15 protein-coding genes are annotated in these 13,743 nt (G+C 74.5%); 6 read left to right on the forward strand and 9 right to left on the reverse strand.

Going from position 1 to position 13,743, the window contains the following annotated elements:
* Positions 1-30 precede the first annotated feature (30 nt).
* Entirely contained in the window at positions 31-717 is a 687-nt protein-coding gene (locus QK442_RS19550) for a response regulator transcription factor (RefSeq protein WP_282695256.1), read from the reverse strand.
* Positions 714-1,928 carry a histidine kinase gene (locus QK442_RS19555; RefSeq protein WP_282695257.1) on the reverse strand — a complete coding sequence of 405 codons (1,215 nt, stop codon included), beginning with the start codon at positions 1,926-1,928 and terminating at the stop codon, positions 714-716. Before QK442_RS19555 ends, QK442_RS19550 begins: the two co-directional genes overlap by 4 nt.
* Before the next feature lie 156 nt (positions 1,929-2,084).
* On the opposite strand from QK442_RS19555, the gene QK442_RS19560 reads away from it, so the two are divergent.
* On the forward strand, positions 2,085-2,321 hold the full coding sequence (locus tag QK442_RS19560) for a hypothetical protein (protein WP_282695258.1): 237 nt from the start codon (positions 2,085-2,087) through the stop codon (positions 2,319-2,321).
* Between the two features lie 8 nt (positions 2,322-2,329).
* On the opposite strand, the gene QK442_RS19565 is transcribed toward QK442_RS19560, so the two are convergent.
* Positions 2,330-3,247: a DMT family transporter gene (locus QK442_RS19565; RefSeq protein WP_282695259.1), complete on the reverse strand. Its 918-nt coding sequence runs from the start codon at positions 3,245-3,247 to the stop codon at positions 2,330-2,332.
* 104 nt (positions 3,248-3,351) lie between these two features.
* Positions 3,352-3,963, reverse strand: a complete 612-nt coding sequence (locus tag QK442_RS19570; RefSeq protein ID WP_282695260.1) for a dihydrofolate reductase family protein — start codon at positions 3,961-3,963, stop codon at positions 3,352-3,354.
* Between the two features lie 170 nt (positions 3,964-4,133).
* Here QK442_RS19570 and QK442_RS19575 point away from each other — a divergent pair, with 170 nt between their 5' ends.
* Positions 4,134-4,874, forward strand: coding sequence for an SDR family oxidoreductase (locus tag QK442_RS19575; RefSeq protein ID WP_282695261.1), 741 nt, complete (start codon positions 4,134-4,136; stop codon positions 4,872-4,874).
* 198 nt (positions 4,875-5,072) lie between these two features.
* On the opposite strand, the gene alc is transcribed toward QK442_RS19575, so the two are convergent.
* Complete coding sequence (gene alc / locus QK442_RS19580; RefSeq protein ID WP_282695262.1) at positions 5,073-6,191, reverse strand: allantoicase; 1,119 nt, start codon at positions 6,189-6,191, stop codon at positions 5,073-5,075.
* Positions 6,192-6,194: 3 nt separating this feature from the next.
* Positions 6,195-7,532: an allantoinase AllB gene (gene allB / locus QK442_RS19585; protein ID WP_282695263.1), complete on the reverse strand. Its 1,338-nt coding sequence runs from the start codon at positions 7,530-7,532 to the stop codon at positions 6,195-6,197.
* A 346-nt stretch (positions 7,533-7,878) separates the two neighbouring features.
* Here allB and QK442_RS19590 point away from each other — a divergent pair, with 346 nt between their 5' ends.
* Positions 7,879-8,685, forward strand: coding sequence for an IclR family transcriptional regulator (locus QK442_RS19590; protein WP_282695264.1), 807 nt, complete (start codon positions 7,879-7,881; stop codon positions 8,683-8,685).
* Between the two features lie 3 nt (positions 8,686-8,688).
* Here QK442_RS19590 and QK442_RS19595 read toward each other — a convergent pair whose 3' ends face one another.
* Complete coding sequence (locus QK442_RS19595; protein WP_282695265.1) at positions 8,689-9,369, reverse strand: ABC transporter ATP-binding protein; 681 nt, start codon at positions 9,367-9,369, stop codon at positions 8,689-8,691.
* Positions 9,366-10,451 (reverse strand): ABC transporter permease, encoded by a 1,086-nt coding sequence (locus tag QK442_RS19600; protein ID WP_282695266.1) that lies wholly within the window; start codon positions 10,449-10,451, stop codon positions 9,366-9,368. Before QK442_RS19600 ends, QK442_RS19595 begins: the two co-directional genes overlap by 4 nt.
* A gap of 112 nt (positions 10,452-10,563) precedes the next feature.
* On the opposite strand from QK442_RS19600, the gene QK442_RS19605 reads away from it, so the two are divergent.
* Positions 10,564-11,727 carry a sensor histidine kinase gene (locus QK442_RS19605; RefSeq protein WP_282695267.1) on the forward strand — a complete coding sequence of 388 codons (1,164 nt, stop codon included), beginning with the start codon at positions 10,564-10,566 and terminating at the stop codon, positions 11,725-11,727.
* Complete coding sequence (locus QK442_RS19610; protein WP_282695268.1) at positions 11,724-12,359, forward strand: response regulator transcription factor; 636 nt, start codon at positions 11,724-11,726, stop codon at positions 12,357-12,359. Before QK442_RS19605 ends, QK442_RS19610 begins: the two co-directional genes overlap by 4 nt.
* Before the next feature lie 10 nt (positions 12,360-12,369).
* Here the strand turns inward: QK442_RS19610 and QK442_RS19615 are convergent, their stop codons facing one another.
* Complete coding sequence (locus QK442_RS19615; RefSeq protein WP_282695269.1) at positions 12,370-12,684, reverse strand: DUF5955 family protein; 315 nt, start codon at positions 12,682-12,684, stop codon at positions 12,370-12,372.
* Between the two features lie 157 nt (positions 12,685-12,841).
* On the opposite strand from QK442_RS19615, the gene QK442_RS19620 reads away from it, so the two are divergent.
* On the forward strand, positions 12,842-13,507 hold the full coding sequence (locus QK442_RS19620; RefSeq protein ID WP_282695270.1) for a nucleotidyltransferase family protein: 666 nt from the start codon (positions 12,842-12,844) through the stop codon (positions 13,505-13,507).
* Positions 13,508-13,743: the final 236 nt, after the last annotated feature.

A 13,743-nucleotide genomic window follows, 5' to 3' on the forward strand; every position in this document is an offset into this window, starting at 1 on the left:
AGGGTGGCGATGTCGGTCACCCGGGTCACCCTACTCGCCGGTAGCCCCGTCGGGGTCCTGATCGAGGAGGCCGGCGTCGTGGACGAGGAGGGCGATCTGGACCCGGTTGTCGAGGCCGAGCCGGGCGAGCAGCCGGGAGACGTGGGTCTTCACGGTGGGGACGCTCATGTAGAGCCGGGCGGCGATCTCGGCGTTGGAGGCGCCGCGGCCGACGGCGAGCGCGACCTCCCGTTCGCGCTCGGTGAGCCCGGCGAGGCGCTCGGCGGCGGCGGTCCGCCGGTGCCGGGTCTCCGGCCGCCCGGCGACGTGCCGCATCAGCTGGCGGGTGACGGCCGGCGAGAGGACGGGCTCACCGGCGGCGACCTTCCGGACGGCGGCGACGATCTCGGCGGGCGGGGTGTCCTTGAGGACGAACCCGGCGGCGCCGGCCCGCAGGGCGCGCAGCACCTGCTCGTCGGCGTGGAAGGTGGTCAGGACGATCACCTCGGGGGCGCCGGGCCGGGCGCGCAGCCGTTCGGTGGCGGTGAGCCCGTCGATGTGCGGCATACGGAGGTCCATGAGGACGACGTCGGGGGCGAGCCGGGCGACGAGGTCGGGGACCTCGCGCCCGTCGGAGCCCTCGCCGACGATCCGGAGGGACTCGTCGCCGCCGAGCATCAGGGTGAGGCCCGCGCGGACCAGGGGGTCGTCGTCGACGACGAGGAGCCGGATGGTCATGGGGGCCACGGTAGCCAGGCGGTGAGGGCGAAGCCGCCGCCGGGGGCCGGTCCGTGGTCGAGGTGCCCGCCGGCGAGGGCGGCCCGCTCGGAGAGGCCGATGAGGCCCTGGCCGGAGCCGGGGACGTGCGGCACGGGCCCGTCGGGGGCCGGGTTGCGGACCTCGACGGTGAGTCCGTCGCCGGGCCGGCCGCGCAGGGTGAGGGTGACCTCGGCGCCGGGGGCGTGCTTGCGGGCGTTGGTCAGACCCTCCTGGGCGATCCGGTAGACGGTGCGGCCGGTGGCGGCGGGCACCGAGCCGGGGTCGTCGACCGAGGAGTCGAGGACGACGCTCATCCCGGCCTCGCGGGACTCGTCGACGAGGGCGCCGAGGGTGGCGAGGGTCGGCTGCGGCCGGTCGCCGCCGCCGGTCTCCTCGTCCGGGGCGCGGAGCACGCCGATGATCTCGCGCAGGTCCTGGAGGGCGTCGTGGGCGCTGTCTCGGATGACGCCGGCGGCGCGGGCGATCTGCTCGGGCGGGGCGTCGGGGCGGAACTCCAGGGCTCCGGCGTGGACGCTGAGGAGGGTGAGGCGGTGGGCGAGGACGTCGTGCATCTCGCGGGCGATGGCCTCGCGGGCGAGCCGCTGGGCCTGCGCGGCGCGCAGCCCGGCCTCCGCCTCGGCCCGCTCGGCGCGCTCGCGCAGCGCCTCGACGAGCTGGCGGCGGGATCGTACGAGCATGCCCCAGGCGGTGACGAGGAGGATGAGGGCGACGCCCAGGACGATCCCGAGGAGGGTGCCGGTCTCGGGATCGGGGCGGACGAAGACGGTGGCGAGGGCCCCGGCGAGGGCGAGGGCGACGATCCAGGCGATGTCCCGGAAGGGGCGGCGGACGGCGACGCTGAAGAGGCCCGCGAGCATGGCGCCCGCGGCGGCCGGGACGAGGGCGCCGACGACCGCGAGGACGGCGGCGAGCCCGGTGGGCCACCGCCGGCGCAGCCAGAGCGCGCAGCAGGCGAGGGCGGCGGCGATCTGGTCGGTCAGGACGACGGGGCCGCTGTCGTACCGGGCGCTGGTGTCGAGGGCGACGAGTCCGAAGAAGGCGGCGAGCAGGAAGACGAGGGTGTCGACGACCCAGTCGCGGACGGTGCGGCGCGGCCGGGCGGCTCCGGTCCCGCCCGGTTCGAGCAGGTGGGAGGGGAGCAGCCGGCGCTGCCGGTCCGTACGCGTCATGTTCGCAATGTACGCAGCCGGGGCCCGCCGCACCGCTCGCGCGGGCCCGTCCGCTACCGAAGTCGTACGGGTCGACACCCAGGTCGCGACTTAGGTCGCACGGCGGTGGACCGGGGGTGGACGCGGCGGGCCGCCGGTCGCGGCCAGGATCGCCGTATGAGGAGATTTCTGGAGGTCACCGGTTTCCTGCTGACCGTCTTCGGCGTCTGCGGCGTGGTCCGCGAACTGACGGGCGGCTGGTTCTCGTTCATGGGCGCGACGCGCTTCCTGACCGAGAACGTGGGGGTCCTCGAAGGCCGGGAGGTCTTCGCGAACATCGTGCTCGCCGTCCTCGGCCTGGTCCTGATGATCGTCTCGGAGCGGGTGGGTAAGGACCGGGTGGAGAAGAGCTGAGCCGGGATTCAGGGGGCGTCTGCGGCCCGGCGGCCCCAGGCCGTGCCGCCGAGGACGAGGGCGGCGCCCACGAGACCGAGGAGGCCGGGGCGGTCGCCGGCCAGGGCGATGCCCGCGAGGGCGGCCCAGAGGGGTTCGGTGCCGAGCAGCAGGCTCACGCGGGACGGGGAGGTGCGGCGTACGGCCCACATCTGCACGAAGAAGGCGAAGAGCGTGCAGAAGACGGAGAGGAAGAGGAGCCCGGCCCACTCGCGGGGGCCGAAGTCGAGCGCGGTGGCCCAGGGGGTGGCGCCGTCGCCGGCGGCGGCGAGGACGGCGAAGACGAGGACGGCGGTGCCGAGCTGGACGGTGGTCAGGGAGAGGGAGTCGGCCGACCGGACGGCCTCGATCCGGGCCATGGCGAGGACGTGCACGGTCCGGGCGACCGCCGCCAGGAGGATCAGCAGGTCGCCGAGGGAGGGCGCGGTGAAGCCCGCCCCCTGGGTGAGCAGCACGACACCGGCGACGGAGAGCCCGGCGGCGCCGAGGAAACCGCGTGAGGGCCTGGTCCGGGTGACGGCGGCCTCGGCGAGCGGGGTGAAGATCATGGTGAGGCTGATGATCAGGCCCGCGTTGGTGGCGGAGGTGTGGACGACGCCGTACGTCTCCAGGAGGAAGATCCCGGCGAGGATCGCCCCGAGCAGCGCGGCCCCACGCCACTGCGCCCCGGTCAGCGCCCGCAGCCCGCGCCATCCGGCGGCGACCAGGACCGGCACCACGAGCGCGAAGCGCAGCACGAGGACGGCGACGACGGTGTGGCCGGTGGTGATGCCCTTGGCGGCGAGGTAGCTGCCGCCCCAGAAGACGGCGACGAGCAGCAGCGGCAGGTCGGTGAGCCAGGCGCGGCGCGGGGCGCCGAGGGCCATGGGCGCGGCGATCGAGGACATGGCGGGCCGGTTCTCCCACGTTCGGAACGGGGTGGAGACTTCGGCGGCTCGCACTCGGAGCGATCACCGTACCCGGCGAGACCCGTGGTGGCTACACCCGTTTCTCAGGCGTAACTGCCGTAGGCGGGGCGGCCCGCGTGCTCGTAGGTGTGGAGGGTGACGCCCGCGCTCGTGACGCCGCTCCCGGCCAGTCGGAAGGCGGTCGGACGGGCCCCCTCGGGGAAGAGGCGGAGGCCGGTGCCGAGGACGACCGGGAAGACGAGCAGGTGGAGGGTGTCGATGAGGTCGTGGGCGAGGAGGGTGCGGGCGAGACCGCCGCTGCCGTGCATCTGGATCTCGCCGTCGAGGCTCTCCTTGAGCGCGGCGACCTCCTGGACGGCGTCCCCGCGCAGCAGGGTCGTACCGGCCCAGTCGGCGGATTCGAGGGTGGTGGTGGCGACGTACTTGGGCAGGGCGTTGAGCTTGGACGCGATGGGGTCCGCGGGGTCGGTCTGCTTCGGCCAGTAGCTCGCGAAGATGTCGTAGGTGCGGCGTCCGAGGAGGAAGGCGGCGGGCCGGGCGAAGACGTCGTTCATGAAGCGGCCGAAGTCGTCGTCCCCGTACGGCACGCTCCAGCCGCCGTGCGTGAAGCCGCCGCTGGTGTCCTCGTCGGGACCGCCGGGGGCCTGGTAGACGCCGTCGAGGGTGAGGAACTGGGTGAGGCTGAGGGTGGCCATGAGGGATGCCCTTTCTGTTCTCCGGACCATCGTGTCCCACCCCTTCCGACTCCACCGCCCGGCGGAACTCATCGGTGCACGGGTCGGCGTCCGATTCCCGCCGGTGGCCGGGCCCTCCGCCGACTTTCATTGAAACCGCAACCAGTCGGCGCTTCTCACGGAGGTTCGGTATGTCCACGATGAACGGCACGGTGGCCCTGGTGACGGGCGGCAGCCGGGGCATCGGCGCGGCGACGGCGGTGCGGCTCGCCCGGGAGGGCGCGGACGTGGCCTTCAGCTACGTACGCGACGAGGCGGCGGCCGCGAAGGTCGCGGCCCGCATCGAGGCGGCCGGGCGGCGGGCCCTGCCGCTGCGCGCCGACGCGGCCGACGCCGGGGACGCGGCGGGCGTGGTGCACCGGGCGGCGGACGACCTGGGCCGGCTCGACGTGCTGGTGAACAACGTCGGGATCGGCGTGCTCGGCCCGCTGGGGTCGCTGGCGCTCTCCGACGTGGACCGGGTGCTCGCGGTGAACGTCCGGGCGGCCTTCCTCGCCTCCCAGGCGGCGGCCGGGCGGATGACGGACGGCGGGCGGATCGTGACGATCGGCACCTGCATGACCCAGCGGGTGCCCGGCCCCGGCGGCACGCTCTACGCGATGAGCAAAGCCGCGCTGACCGGTCTGAACCGGGCGCTGGCCCGGGAGCTGGGCGGCCGCGGCATCACCGCGAACCTCGTCCGTCCGGGGCCGGTCGACACCGACATGAACCCGGCGGGCGGGCCGTACGCGGAAGGGCAGGCGGCGCTGACGGCCCTTGGCCGCTTCGGCACGCCGGAGGAGGTGGCGGCGGCGGTCGCCTATCTGGCGGGCCCGGAGGGCCGGTACGTGACGGGCGCCGAGCTGTCGGTGGACGGCGGCCACGCCGCGTAGCCGGGGGAAGGGCCGCGAGGGCGCGCCGGTGCTGTCGGGTCGGCGCGCCCTCGCGAGCGGGGCGGGGTGTCGTACCCGCCCGGTCAGGGGGCCCGGAGGAGGCTCCGGGCGGTCCGGGGCCGGGCCGGTGTCGGCCGGCCGGCCCCGGAGGCGTACGGACCGCGGAGTCGTACGGTCCCCGGAGTCGTACGGCTGCGGTCAGCCGCCGAGCTCCTGGTGGCGGGCGGTCAGCCGCGCCGCGCCGGCTTCGGTCAGGGAGCCGAAGAGGCGGAGGCGGGAGATGCCGCCGTCCGGGTAGATGTCGATCCGCACCCGGGAGCCGACCGCCGGCGCGTCGAGGACGAAGCGGTGGTTGGTGTCGGGCTGGAGGCGGGTCCGGGGCAGGATCTCGGTCCAGTCCTCCGAGCCCTCGGCGGCGACGGAGAGCGCGGCCCAGCCGGCGCTGTTGCCCTTGAGGTACGCGGTGTCGATCTCGACGGCGCGGATCTCGGACTCGGCGGCGAGGGCGTAGCGGATCCAGTCGTTGCCCTTGTCGCGGCGGCGGCGGGTCTCCCAGCCGTCGTCCATCTTGCGGGAGCGGCCGGGCTGGATGGTGTTGGTGGCCGGCGAGTAGAAGCGGTCGGAGGCGTCCTCGACCTGCCCGCCGTTCTCCAGGGCGGCCAGGTCGAACGTACCGAGGACGCCGAGCCACGCCGGGTCGGGGGCGACCTCGCCGTACACGCGGAGGCGGGCGATGCCGCCGTCCGGGTGCTGGTTGACGCGGAGGTGGGTGAAGCGCTGCTCGACGTCGACGGCGAAGCCGTTGGCGGCGTGGCCGCCGATGGCGGTGCGCGGGACGAGGACCGTCCACTTCACGTCGTCGGCGAGGAGGTCCTCGGGCGAGGGCGAGCCGGGTACGGAGGCGGCCTCGACGGAGACGGCTTGGGGGTAGTTGCCGCGGAAGTGGGCGGTGTCGACGACGATGCCGCGGATCACGCCGGGGGCGCCGAGCCGGACGAGGGCCCAGTCGTGGTCGTCCTCGGTGGGGTGCGGCTCGGCGGCGGAGACGCCGCGTCGGCGGCGGGTCTCCCAGCCGTCCATGATCTTGCCCTTGTGGCCGAAGTGCTCGGGGTCGAACTCGGCGGCCTCGGGCTTGAGGAGGTTCTCGCGCTCGGCGAAGAACTCGTCGTTGGCGGCGATGACGCCGGCGCCGAGGCGGCGGTCGGCGAGGTCCGCGTACTGGGTGAAGGGGAACTCGGCCGTGCGGTAGTCGGCGTACGGGTCGCCGCCGCCGTAGGGGCTGGCGTCGCCGGTGAAGGAGGGTATGCCGGTGCTCACGGGTCAGTTGTTCCTTTCGAGGAGGCGGCCGGAGGGCTCGGCCAGGGTGCCGCGGTCGTTGATCTTCACGCCGCGCAGCCAGGTGGAGGTGACGACGCCGTGGAGGGTCCTGCCCGCGTAGGCGGTGATGCGGTTGCGGTGCTGGAGCTCGACGGGGTCGACGGTGAAGGTCGCGTCGGGGTCGAGGACGGCGAAGTCGGCGTCGCGGCCGGCCTCGATGGCGCCCTTCCGGTCGAGTCCGGCGAGGCGGGCGGGGGCCTCGGACATCCAGCGCACCACGTCGGTGAGGTCGAAGCCGCGGCGGCGGGCCTCGGTCCAGATGGCGGGCAGGCCGAGCTGGAGCGAGGAGATGCCGCCCCAGGCGGAGGAGAAGTCCGGCGTCTTCAGGTCGACGGTGGACGGGGAGTGGTCCGAGACGACGCAGTCGATGACGCCGTCGGCGAGCCCCTGCCAGAGCGCGTCCTGGTTGACGGCCTCGCGGATCGGCGGGCAGCACTTGAACTCGGTGGCGCCGTCCGGGATCTCCTCGGCGGTGAGGGTGAGGAAGTGCGGGCAGGACTCGACGGTCACCTTGACGCCCTCGGCCTTGGCGGCGGCGATGAGCGGCAGCGCGTCGGAGGAGGAGAGGTGGAGGACGTGGACGCGGGCGTCGAGCCGCCGGGCCTGGTTGATCAGGTTCTCGATGGCGGTGTTCTCGGCGTCGCGGGGCCGGGAGGCGAGGAAGTCGGCGTACCGGGAGGAGGACTTCTGCGGGGCGGCGGCGAGGTGGTGGGGGTCCTCGGCGTGCACGATCATCAGCCCGCCGAAGCCGGCGATCTCGGCGAGGGAGCGGGTCAGCTGCTCCTGGTCGAGCTCGGGGAACTCCTCCACGCCGGAGGGCGACAGGAAGCATTTGAAGCCGTACACGCCGGCGTCGTGCAGGGGGCGCAGGTCCTTGACGTTGTCGGGCAGGGCGCCGCCCCAGAAGCCGACGTCGACGTGGGCCTTGGGCCGGGCCACCTCCTGCTTGACCCGCAGGTTCTCCACGGTGGTGGTCGGCGGCAGCGAGTTGAGCGGCATGTCGACGATCGTGGTGATGCCGCCGGCGGCGGCCGCGCGGGTGGCGGTCCAGAACCCCTCCCACTCGGTGCGGCCGGGGTCGTTCACGTGGACGTGGGAGTCGACGAGACCGGGGAGGACGACGTCGTCGCCCACGTCCTCCAGGACCGCTCCGGCCGGCGCCTCGGCGTCGTACGGCAGCACCGCCGCGATCGTCCCGCCCGAGACGGCGATGGCCGCGGGCCGGGTGCCCTCCGGGGTGATGACCCGTGTCGAGCGCAGTACGAGATTGACGTCCACCATGCCCCTTTCCCGTTCCGCTTCCCGGAGCCTCACGGAGCTTCACGAAGCAGAAATTCAACGAACTGTTGAAGGAGTCTGCGGCCGGGACGACATGCCGTCAAGGGCGGGTCCATCTCGGCGACGTCCGAGGAAGTCGACTTAGAGGTTTCCACAAAGTGGAATGCGAATTTCGTACAGTAGAAGGTAGCTCCGCACAGGCGGGGCGGACCCGGCCCCTGCCGAGCAGCCGCCGACAACGGACAAACACCCCGCTGACCGGCCCGGACGCCGGGCCCCGCACACGGTGCACGGCCCGGCGGCCCGGTAGGCTGCTGCCTTGCCCGCCTGCCCCGAAAGGACCGTTGCCGTGCCGACGTCCAGCGCCAGCACCACCGAGGCCGCCAAGCCCGCCGCGAGCGGAGGCGTCCAGTCCCTCGAGCGCGCCTTCGACCTCCTGGAACGGATGGCCGACGCCGGGGGCGAGGTCGGGCTGAGCGAGCTCTCCGCCAGCAGCGGACTGCCTCTGCCCACTATTCACCGTCTGATGCGCACCCTGGTCGCCTGCGGCTACGTCCGCCAGCAGCCCAACCGCCGGTACGCGCTCGGCCCCCGCCTGATCCGCCTCGGCGAGTCCGCCTCCCGTCTCCTCGGCACCTGGGCCCGCCCCTACCTGGCGCGGCTCGTCGAGGAGACCGGCGAGACGGCGAACATGGCCCTGCTCGATGGCGACGAGATCGTGTACGTCGCCCAGGTGCCGTCCAAGCACTCCATGCGCATGTTCACCGAGGTCGGCCGCCGGGTGCTGCCGCACTCCACGGGCGTCGGCAAGGCGCTGCTGGCGCACACCCCGGACGACGAGGTGCGCGCCCTGCTCGCCCGCACCGGCATGCCGGCCGCCACGGAGAAGACCATCACCACGCCGGACGGCTTCCTCTCGGCGCTGGCGGCGGTGCGGGAGGCGGGGTACGCCGTCGACGACAACGAGCAGGAGATAGGGGTCCGCTGCCTCGCGGTCTCCGTCCCCGACTCCCCGACCGCGGCGGCCATCTCCATCTCGGGCCCGGCGGGCCGCGTCACCGAGGCCGCCACGGAGAAGATCGTCCCCATCCTCCAGCAGGTGGCCCGCGAACTCTCCACGGCCCTCACGACCACGGCCCCCAACGGCGCGCAGTAACGGTCAGGCCGCGGCGACCGCCGTCAGACGGCCGTCCTGGACCGTGACCGTCTCGTCGGCGGCGTCCAGGTGCGCCCGGTCGTGCGTCACGAGGACCGTCGCCGTCGCCCGCTCCCGCGTCAGCCGCGCGAGCAGGGCGACGACCGCCGCGCCCCGCTCGTGGTCGAGCGCGCTCGTCGGCTCGTCGACGAGCAGCACCGCGGGCTCGTTCATCAGCGCCCGCGCGATGTTGACGCGCTGGCGCTGGCCGCCGGAGAGCTGGTGCGGGCGGCGCGAGGCCCGGTCCGCGAGGCCGACCGCGTCGAGCAGGTCCATGGCCCGGCCCCGTACCGACGCCGGCGGACGCCCCGACAGGTGCGCCATGACCTGGAGCTGTTCGACCGCCGTCAGCGAGGGCAGCAGGTTCGGCTGCTGGAAGACGATCCCGATCGACCTCCGCCGCAGCTCCGCCCGCCCCGCCGCGTCGAGCCCCGCCGTGTCCGTGCCGGCGACGACGACCCGACCCCGGTCGGGGGTCACCAGGGTCGCGGCGACGGCCAGCAGGCTGGACTTGCCGGAGCCGGAGGGCCCGACGACGGCCGTCAGGCGGCCCGGCGGGACCGCCAGGGAGACCGCGTCGAGAGCGGTGAGCCGCCCGTCGCCGTCCGGGTAGGTCAGGGTCACGGCATCGAGTTCGAGGCTCATCGGACGCTCCCGAGCGCGGTGAGGGGGTCGACGGCGGTGATCCGCCGGATGGACAGGGCGGAGCCGACGGCACCGAGCACGATGATGACGGCGGCGGGCCCGAGGAGGGTCGGCGGCGAGAGGACGAAGGGCACGTCGCCGCCGCTGACGAGCGCGCCGATGCCGAGGGCGAGGCCCGTGCCGAGCAGCGTCCCCGCCACCAGCATGAGCACCGCCTGCCCGAGGGCGTCGCGCAGCAGGTACGGCGTGGAGGCGCCGAGCGCCTTGAGGACGGCGACGTCACCGCTGCGCTGGATGGTCCAGACGGTGAAGAAGGCCCCTATGACGAGCGCGGAGATGACGAAGAGGAAACCGCGCATGAGCTGCAGCGAGCCGTTCTCGGCCTGGTAGGACCCTATGGCGGTGAGGGCCGCGTCCACGGTCCGCGCCTCCGTGCCGACGGCCGCGTCCCCGGCCGCCCAGTCGGCGCCGTCGCCGCGCAGCGCGATCACCGTCGCCTGCTCGGCCTGTGCCCCGGCGGCCGTACCGCCGGCCCCGAGCCGCTGCCAGTCGTCGAGCGAGGTCCACACCACGGGCGTGTGGCTGTACGAGGCGTCCCCGGCGACCGCCGCGACGGCGACCGCCAGCGGCCCGAGCCGGACCGCGTCCCCGACGCCCGCGCCGAGTTCCGCCGCCGCCGACTCCGACAGGACGGCCTTCCCGGGGGCCACCGCGCCGGGCGCGAGCCCGTCGCCCGGCCGCGTACCGAGGGCGGAGACGGCGGCCGTCCGCTCGCCCGCGACCGCGTTGAGGGTACGGATGCCGAGCGGCGCCGCCCCGCTCACCCCCGGCCGCCCCGCCCAGGCCTTCCACTGCTCCTCCGTCACCGTGGAGTTGGTGAACGAGACCGACTGCCCGGCCGGCGGGGCGGCGAAGGCGATCCGGTCGGCGGGCAGGCCGGTGATCGCGGAGATGTTCTCCCGCGCGAGTCCGGCCGTCAGCCCGGAAAGGAGCCCCACGAGCAGGGTGATCAGCACGATCACCGTGCCCATGAGGGCGAACCGCCCCTTGGCGAATCTCAGGTCTCTCCATGCCACGAACATGGGGCCAAGCCTGCTGGCCACACCTCCTCGCAGGCATCGCGCCACGGATGGCTCCGTAATCAAACTTTCGGTTGAGCCGTGACCTCCACTCGCTGTCTACGCTGGTGAGGTCATGGATCCGCGCGCACTCACCCCCGCCCTCCGCGCCCTGCGCCTCTGCCTGCACCTCCTGATGGCGGGCCTGCTCGTGCTGGCCGCGGTCCGCGCCCACTCCACGGCGGGCACGGTCCTCGCGATCGTGACGGGCGGCGTCTACGCGGCGGGGGCCTGGCTCCCCTCCGTGCGGCGGTCGCAGCGGGCCGCGGCCTGCTGGCTGGCGGTCCTGGCGCTGTCCTGGCTGGCCCTGCTGTGGGCGACGCCGGAGGCGCTGTGGCTGGCCTTCCCGCTGTACTTCCTCCAGCTGCACCTGCTGCCGGCCCGCTGGTCGCTGCCGTCCGTGGCGCTGACGGCGGGCGCGGCGATCCTCTCGTACGTGGGGCACGGCGCCGCCCTGAACCCGGGGGTCTTCATCGGCCCGCTGCTCGGCGGCGCCGTCGCCGTCGCCACGGTCCTCGGCTATCAGGCGCTGTACCGGGAGAGCGAGCGGCGGCAGCGGATGGTCGAGGAGCTGATCACCACCCGCGCCGAGCTGGCGGCGGCGGAGCGCCACGCGGGGACGCTGGCCGAGCGGGAGCGGCTGGCCCGGGAGATCCACGACACGCTCGCGCAGGGGCTGTCGTCGATCCAGCTGCTGCTGCGGGCGGCCGAGCGGGCGCTGCCGCCGGGTTCGCCTGCGGCCGGGCACATCGACCGGGCGCGGCAGGCCGCGCAGGACAACCTGGCGGAGGCGCGCCGGTTCGTGCGGGCGCTGACGCCGCCGGACCTGGAGAGCGGTTCGCTGGCGGCGGCCCTTGAGCGGCTGTGCGAGCCGGGCGCGGGGCCGCGGGTGCGGTTCTCGGTGAGCGGGACGCCGGTGGAGCTGCCGACCCCGTACGAGGTCGCGCTGCTGCGGATCGCCCAGTCGGCGCTGGGGAACACGGTGCGGCACGCGGGGGCCGGCCGGGCGGAGATCACGTTGTCGTTCATGGAGGACGCGGTGGCGCTGGACGTGGTGGACGACGGGAAGGGCTTCGACCCGGAGGCGGTACGCCCCTCCGGCGACGGCGGCGGGTTCGGGCTTCCGGCGATGCGCTCGCGGGCGCGGTCGCTGGGCGGCACGTTCACCGTCGAGTCCGCGCCGGGGCAGGGCACGGCCGTCGCGGTCACCCTCCCGCTGCCCGGTGGGGGCCGGGCATGACGGGGGCGACGATCCGGCTGCTGCTCTCCGACGACCATCCGGTGGTACGGGCCGGGCTGCGCGCGGTCCTGGACACCGAGCCCGGCTTCGCCGTGGTCGGCGAGGCGGCGACGGCGGAGCGCGCGGTGGAGCTGGCGGCGGCCGGGGGCGTCGACGTGGTCCTGATGGACCTCCAGTTCGGCCCGGGGATGCACGGATCGGAGGCTACGGCCGCGATCACGGCGGTGCCGGGCGGGCCGAAGGTGCTGGTCCTGACGACGTACGACACGGACGCGGACATCCTGGCGGCGGTGGAGGCCGGCGCCTCCGGCTATCTGCTGAAGGACGCGCCGCCGGAGGAGCTGGCGGCCGCGGTGCGGACGGCGGCGGCCGGCCAGTCGGCGCTGGCCCCGGCGGTGGCGCACCGCCTGATGGACCGGATGCGGACCCCGGCGGAAGCGCTGACCAAGCGGGAGCTGGAGGTGCTCCAGCTGGTCGGGGAGGGACTGTCGAACCAGCAGATCAGCAAGGTGCTCTTCCTCAGCCAGGCGACGGTGAAGTCCCACCTGGTGCACGTCTTCGCCAAGCTGGGCGTGGACTCGCGCACGGCGGCGGTGGCGGCGGCCCGCGAGCGGCGCCTGATCCGGCGGTAGCCCGTACCGACTAGGCCTGTGGCGGCGGGCCGAAGAGTTCGACGGCGTGCCGGAGGCCCGCCAGGGCGTCGGCGAGGGCGCTGACGGAGCCGAGGGAGCCGGCGACGAGAAGGAGGCTGCGGCGCAGCCGCCGCACCTCGGGGGCTCCGCTCACCGCCATCGCGTCGAGCGCGGCCAGGGCGTCCTCGGCGATCTCCCGGTCGGCGAACTCGCCCCGGTGTCCGGCCAGTTCGCGCCGGAGACGGGAGACGGCGGACCGCAGTCCGGCCACCCTCGGGTCCACTGTCTCGCCGGTCACTCGCCTCTGCCCCACGCTCCGCAACACGGCCCCCCACTCCGAGACGTCCGCTCCCGATGGCCCGGGACGGTGGTCGGGCGCCCTGAGTGGGGGTCAGTTAACTCCCCGGCCGCCCGGCGGGGAAGAGGCCGTGCCGCGCATTCATACGACCGTGTCATTCCGCGTCATGCGGTAAGCAGTTCCCATGACGAAGACAGCCTCCTCCTCCCCTGCCGCCCCTCCCCTCGTCGCCGGTCTGCTGCTCGCCGCTGGCGGCGGGCGGCGGCTCGGCGGGCGCCCGAAGGCGCTCCTTCCGTACCGGGGCCGGCCGCTGGTCGAGCACGGGGTGCGGGTGCTGCGCGAGGGCGGCTGCGCGGTGGTGCACGTGGTGCTGGGCGCGTCGGCGGAGCTCGTACGGGAGCGGGCCGAGCTGCCGGACTGCGTCCTGGTGGAGAACCCGGGGTGGGCGGACGGGATGGGGTCCTCGCTGCGGGTGGGGCTCGCCTCGCTGGCGGCGGACCCGCGCGGGGTGGACGCGGCGCTGGTGTCGCTGGTGGACCAGCCGGGGATCGGGGCGGCGGCGGTGGCCCGGGTGCGGGGGACGTACGAGGGGCGGGACGCCCTTGCGGCGGCCTCGTACGACGGGAAGCGGGGGCATCCGGTGCTGTTCGGGGCGGACCGGTGGGCGGGGATCTCGGCGGGCGCGGAGGGCGACCGGGGGGCGCGGGACTACCTGGCGGCGCACCGGGACGCGGTCGCGCTCGTGGACTGCTCGGACGTGGCGGAGCCCTTCGACATCGACACGGAGGCGGATCTCCACCGTCTTGAGGGGTGGGAACCTCCACCGCCTCGAAGGGTGGGAAAAGGGTGAGCGGGGCCGGGGGCGGGCACCTGGAGTGAGGGGGCTGGCACCCCGAGCCACGTTCTGTCGACTCGAAGAATCTCGACATCAACAATCCATTGAACTTCCACTATGAGGAAACTAATATCCACCAAGTAAAAGCGCCTGAGCCCCGGTGACGGCGCTCGCGGCCGCATCCCGGCACCCGCGGCACTCCGTGCCGCCCGTGACGCCCGGCGGCCGCCAGGCACCGCCCGCGCAATCCG

The organism is Streptomyces sp. CC208A, from assembly GCF_030010625.1.
GTDB lineage: Bacteria > Actinomycetota > Actinomycetes > Streptomycetales > Streptomycetaceae > Streptomyces.

What these genes read in the sequence shown, in the direction of transcription:
- QK442_RS19555 (WP_282695257.1), bottom strand. Translation starts at nt 1,928, where the DNA reads ATGACGCGTACGGACCGGCAGCGCCGGCTGCTCCCCTCCCACCTGCTC.
- QK442_RS19570 (WP_282695260.1), bottom strand. Translation starts at nt 3,963, where the DNA reads ATGGCCACCCTCAGCCTCACCCAGTTCCTCACCCTCGACGGCGTCTAC.
- QK442_RS19620 (WP_282695270.1), top strand. Translation starts at nt 12,842, where the DNA reads ATGACGAAGACAGCCTCCTCCTCCCCTGCCGCCCCTCCCCTCGTCGCC.
- allB (WP_282695263.1), bottom strand. Translation starts at nt 7,532, where the DNA reads ATGGTGGACGTCAATCTCGTACTGCGCTCGACACGGGTCATCACCCCG.
- QK442_RS19595 (WP_282695265.1), bottom strand. Translation starts at nt 9,369, where the DNA reads ATGAGCCTCGAACTCGATGCCGTGACCCTGACCTACCCGGACGGCGAC.
- QK442_RS19575 (WP_282695261.1), top strand. Translation starts at nt 4,134, where the DNA reads ATGTCCACGATGAACGGCACGGTGGCCCTGGTGACGGGCGGCAGCCGG.
- QK442_RS19560 (WP_282695258.1), top strand. Translation starts at nt 2,085, where the DNA reads ATGAGGAGATTTCTGGAGGTCACCGGTTTCCTGCTGACCGTCTTCGGC.
- QK442_RS19610 (WP_282695268.1), top strand. Translation starts at nt 11,724, where the DNA reads ATGACGGGGGCGACGATCCGGCTGCTGCTCTCCGACGACCATCCGGTG.
- QK442_RS19550 (WP_282695256.1), bottom strand. Translation starts at nt 717, where the DNA reads ATGACCATCCGGCTCCTCGTCGTCGACGACGACCCCCTGGTCCGCGCG.
- QK442_RS19600 (WP_282695266.1), bottom strand. Translation starts at nt 10,451, where the DNA reads ATGTTCGTGGCATGGAGAGACCTGAGATTCGCCAAGGGGCGGTTCGCC.
- QK442_RS19605 (WP_282695267.1), top strand. Translation starts at nt 10,564, where the DNA reads ATGGATCCGCGCGCACTCACCCCCGCCCTCCGCGCCCTGCGCCTCTGC.
- QK442_RS19565 (WP_282695259.1), bottom strand. Translation starts at nt 3,247, where the DNA reads ATGTCCTCGATCGCCGCGCCCATGGCCCTCGGCGCCCCGCGCCGCGCC.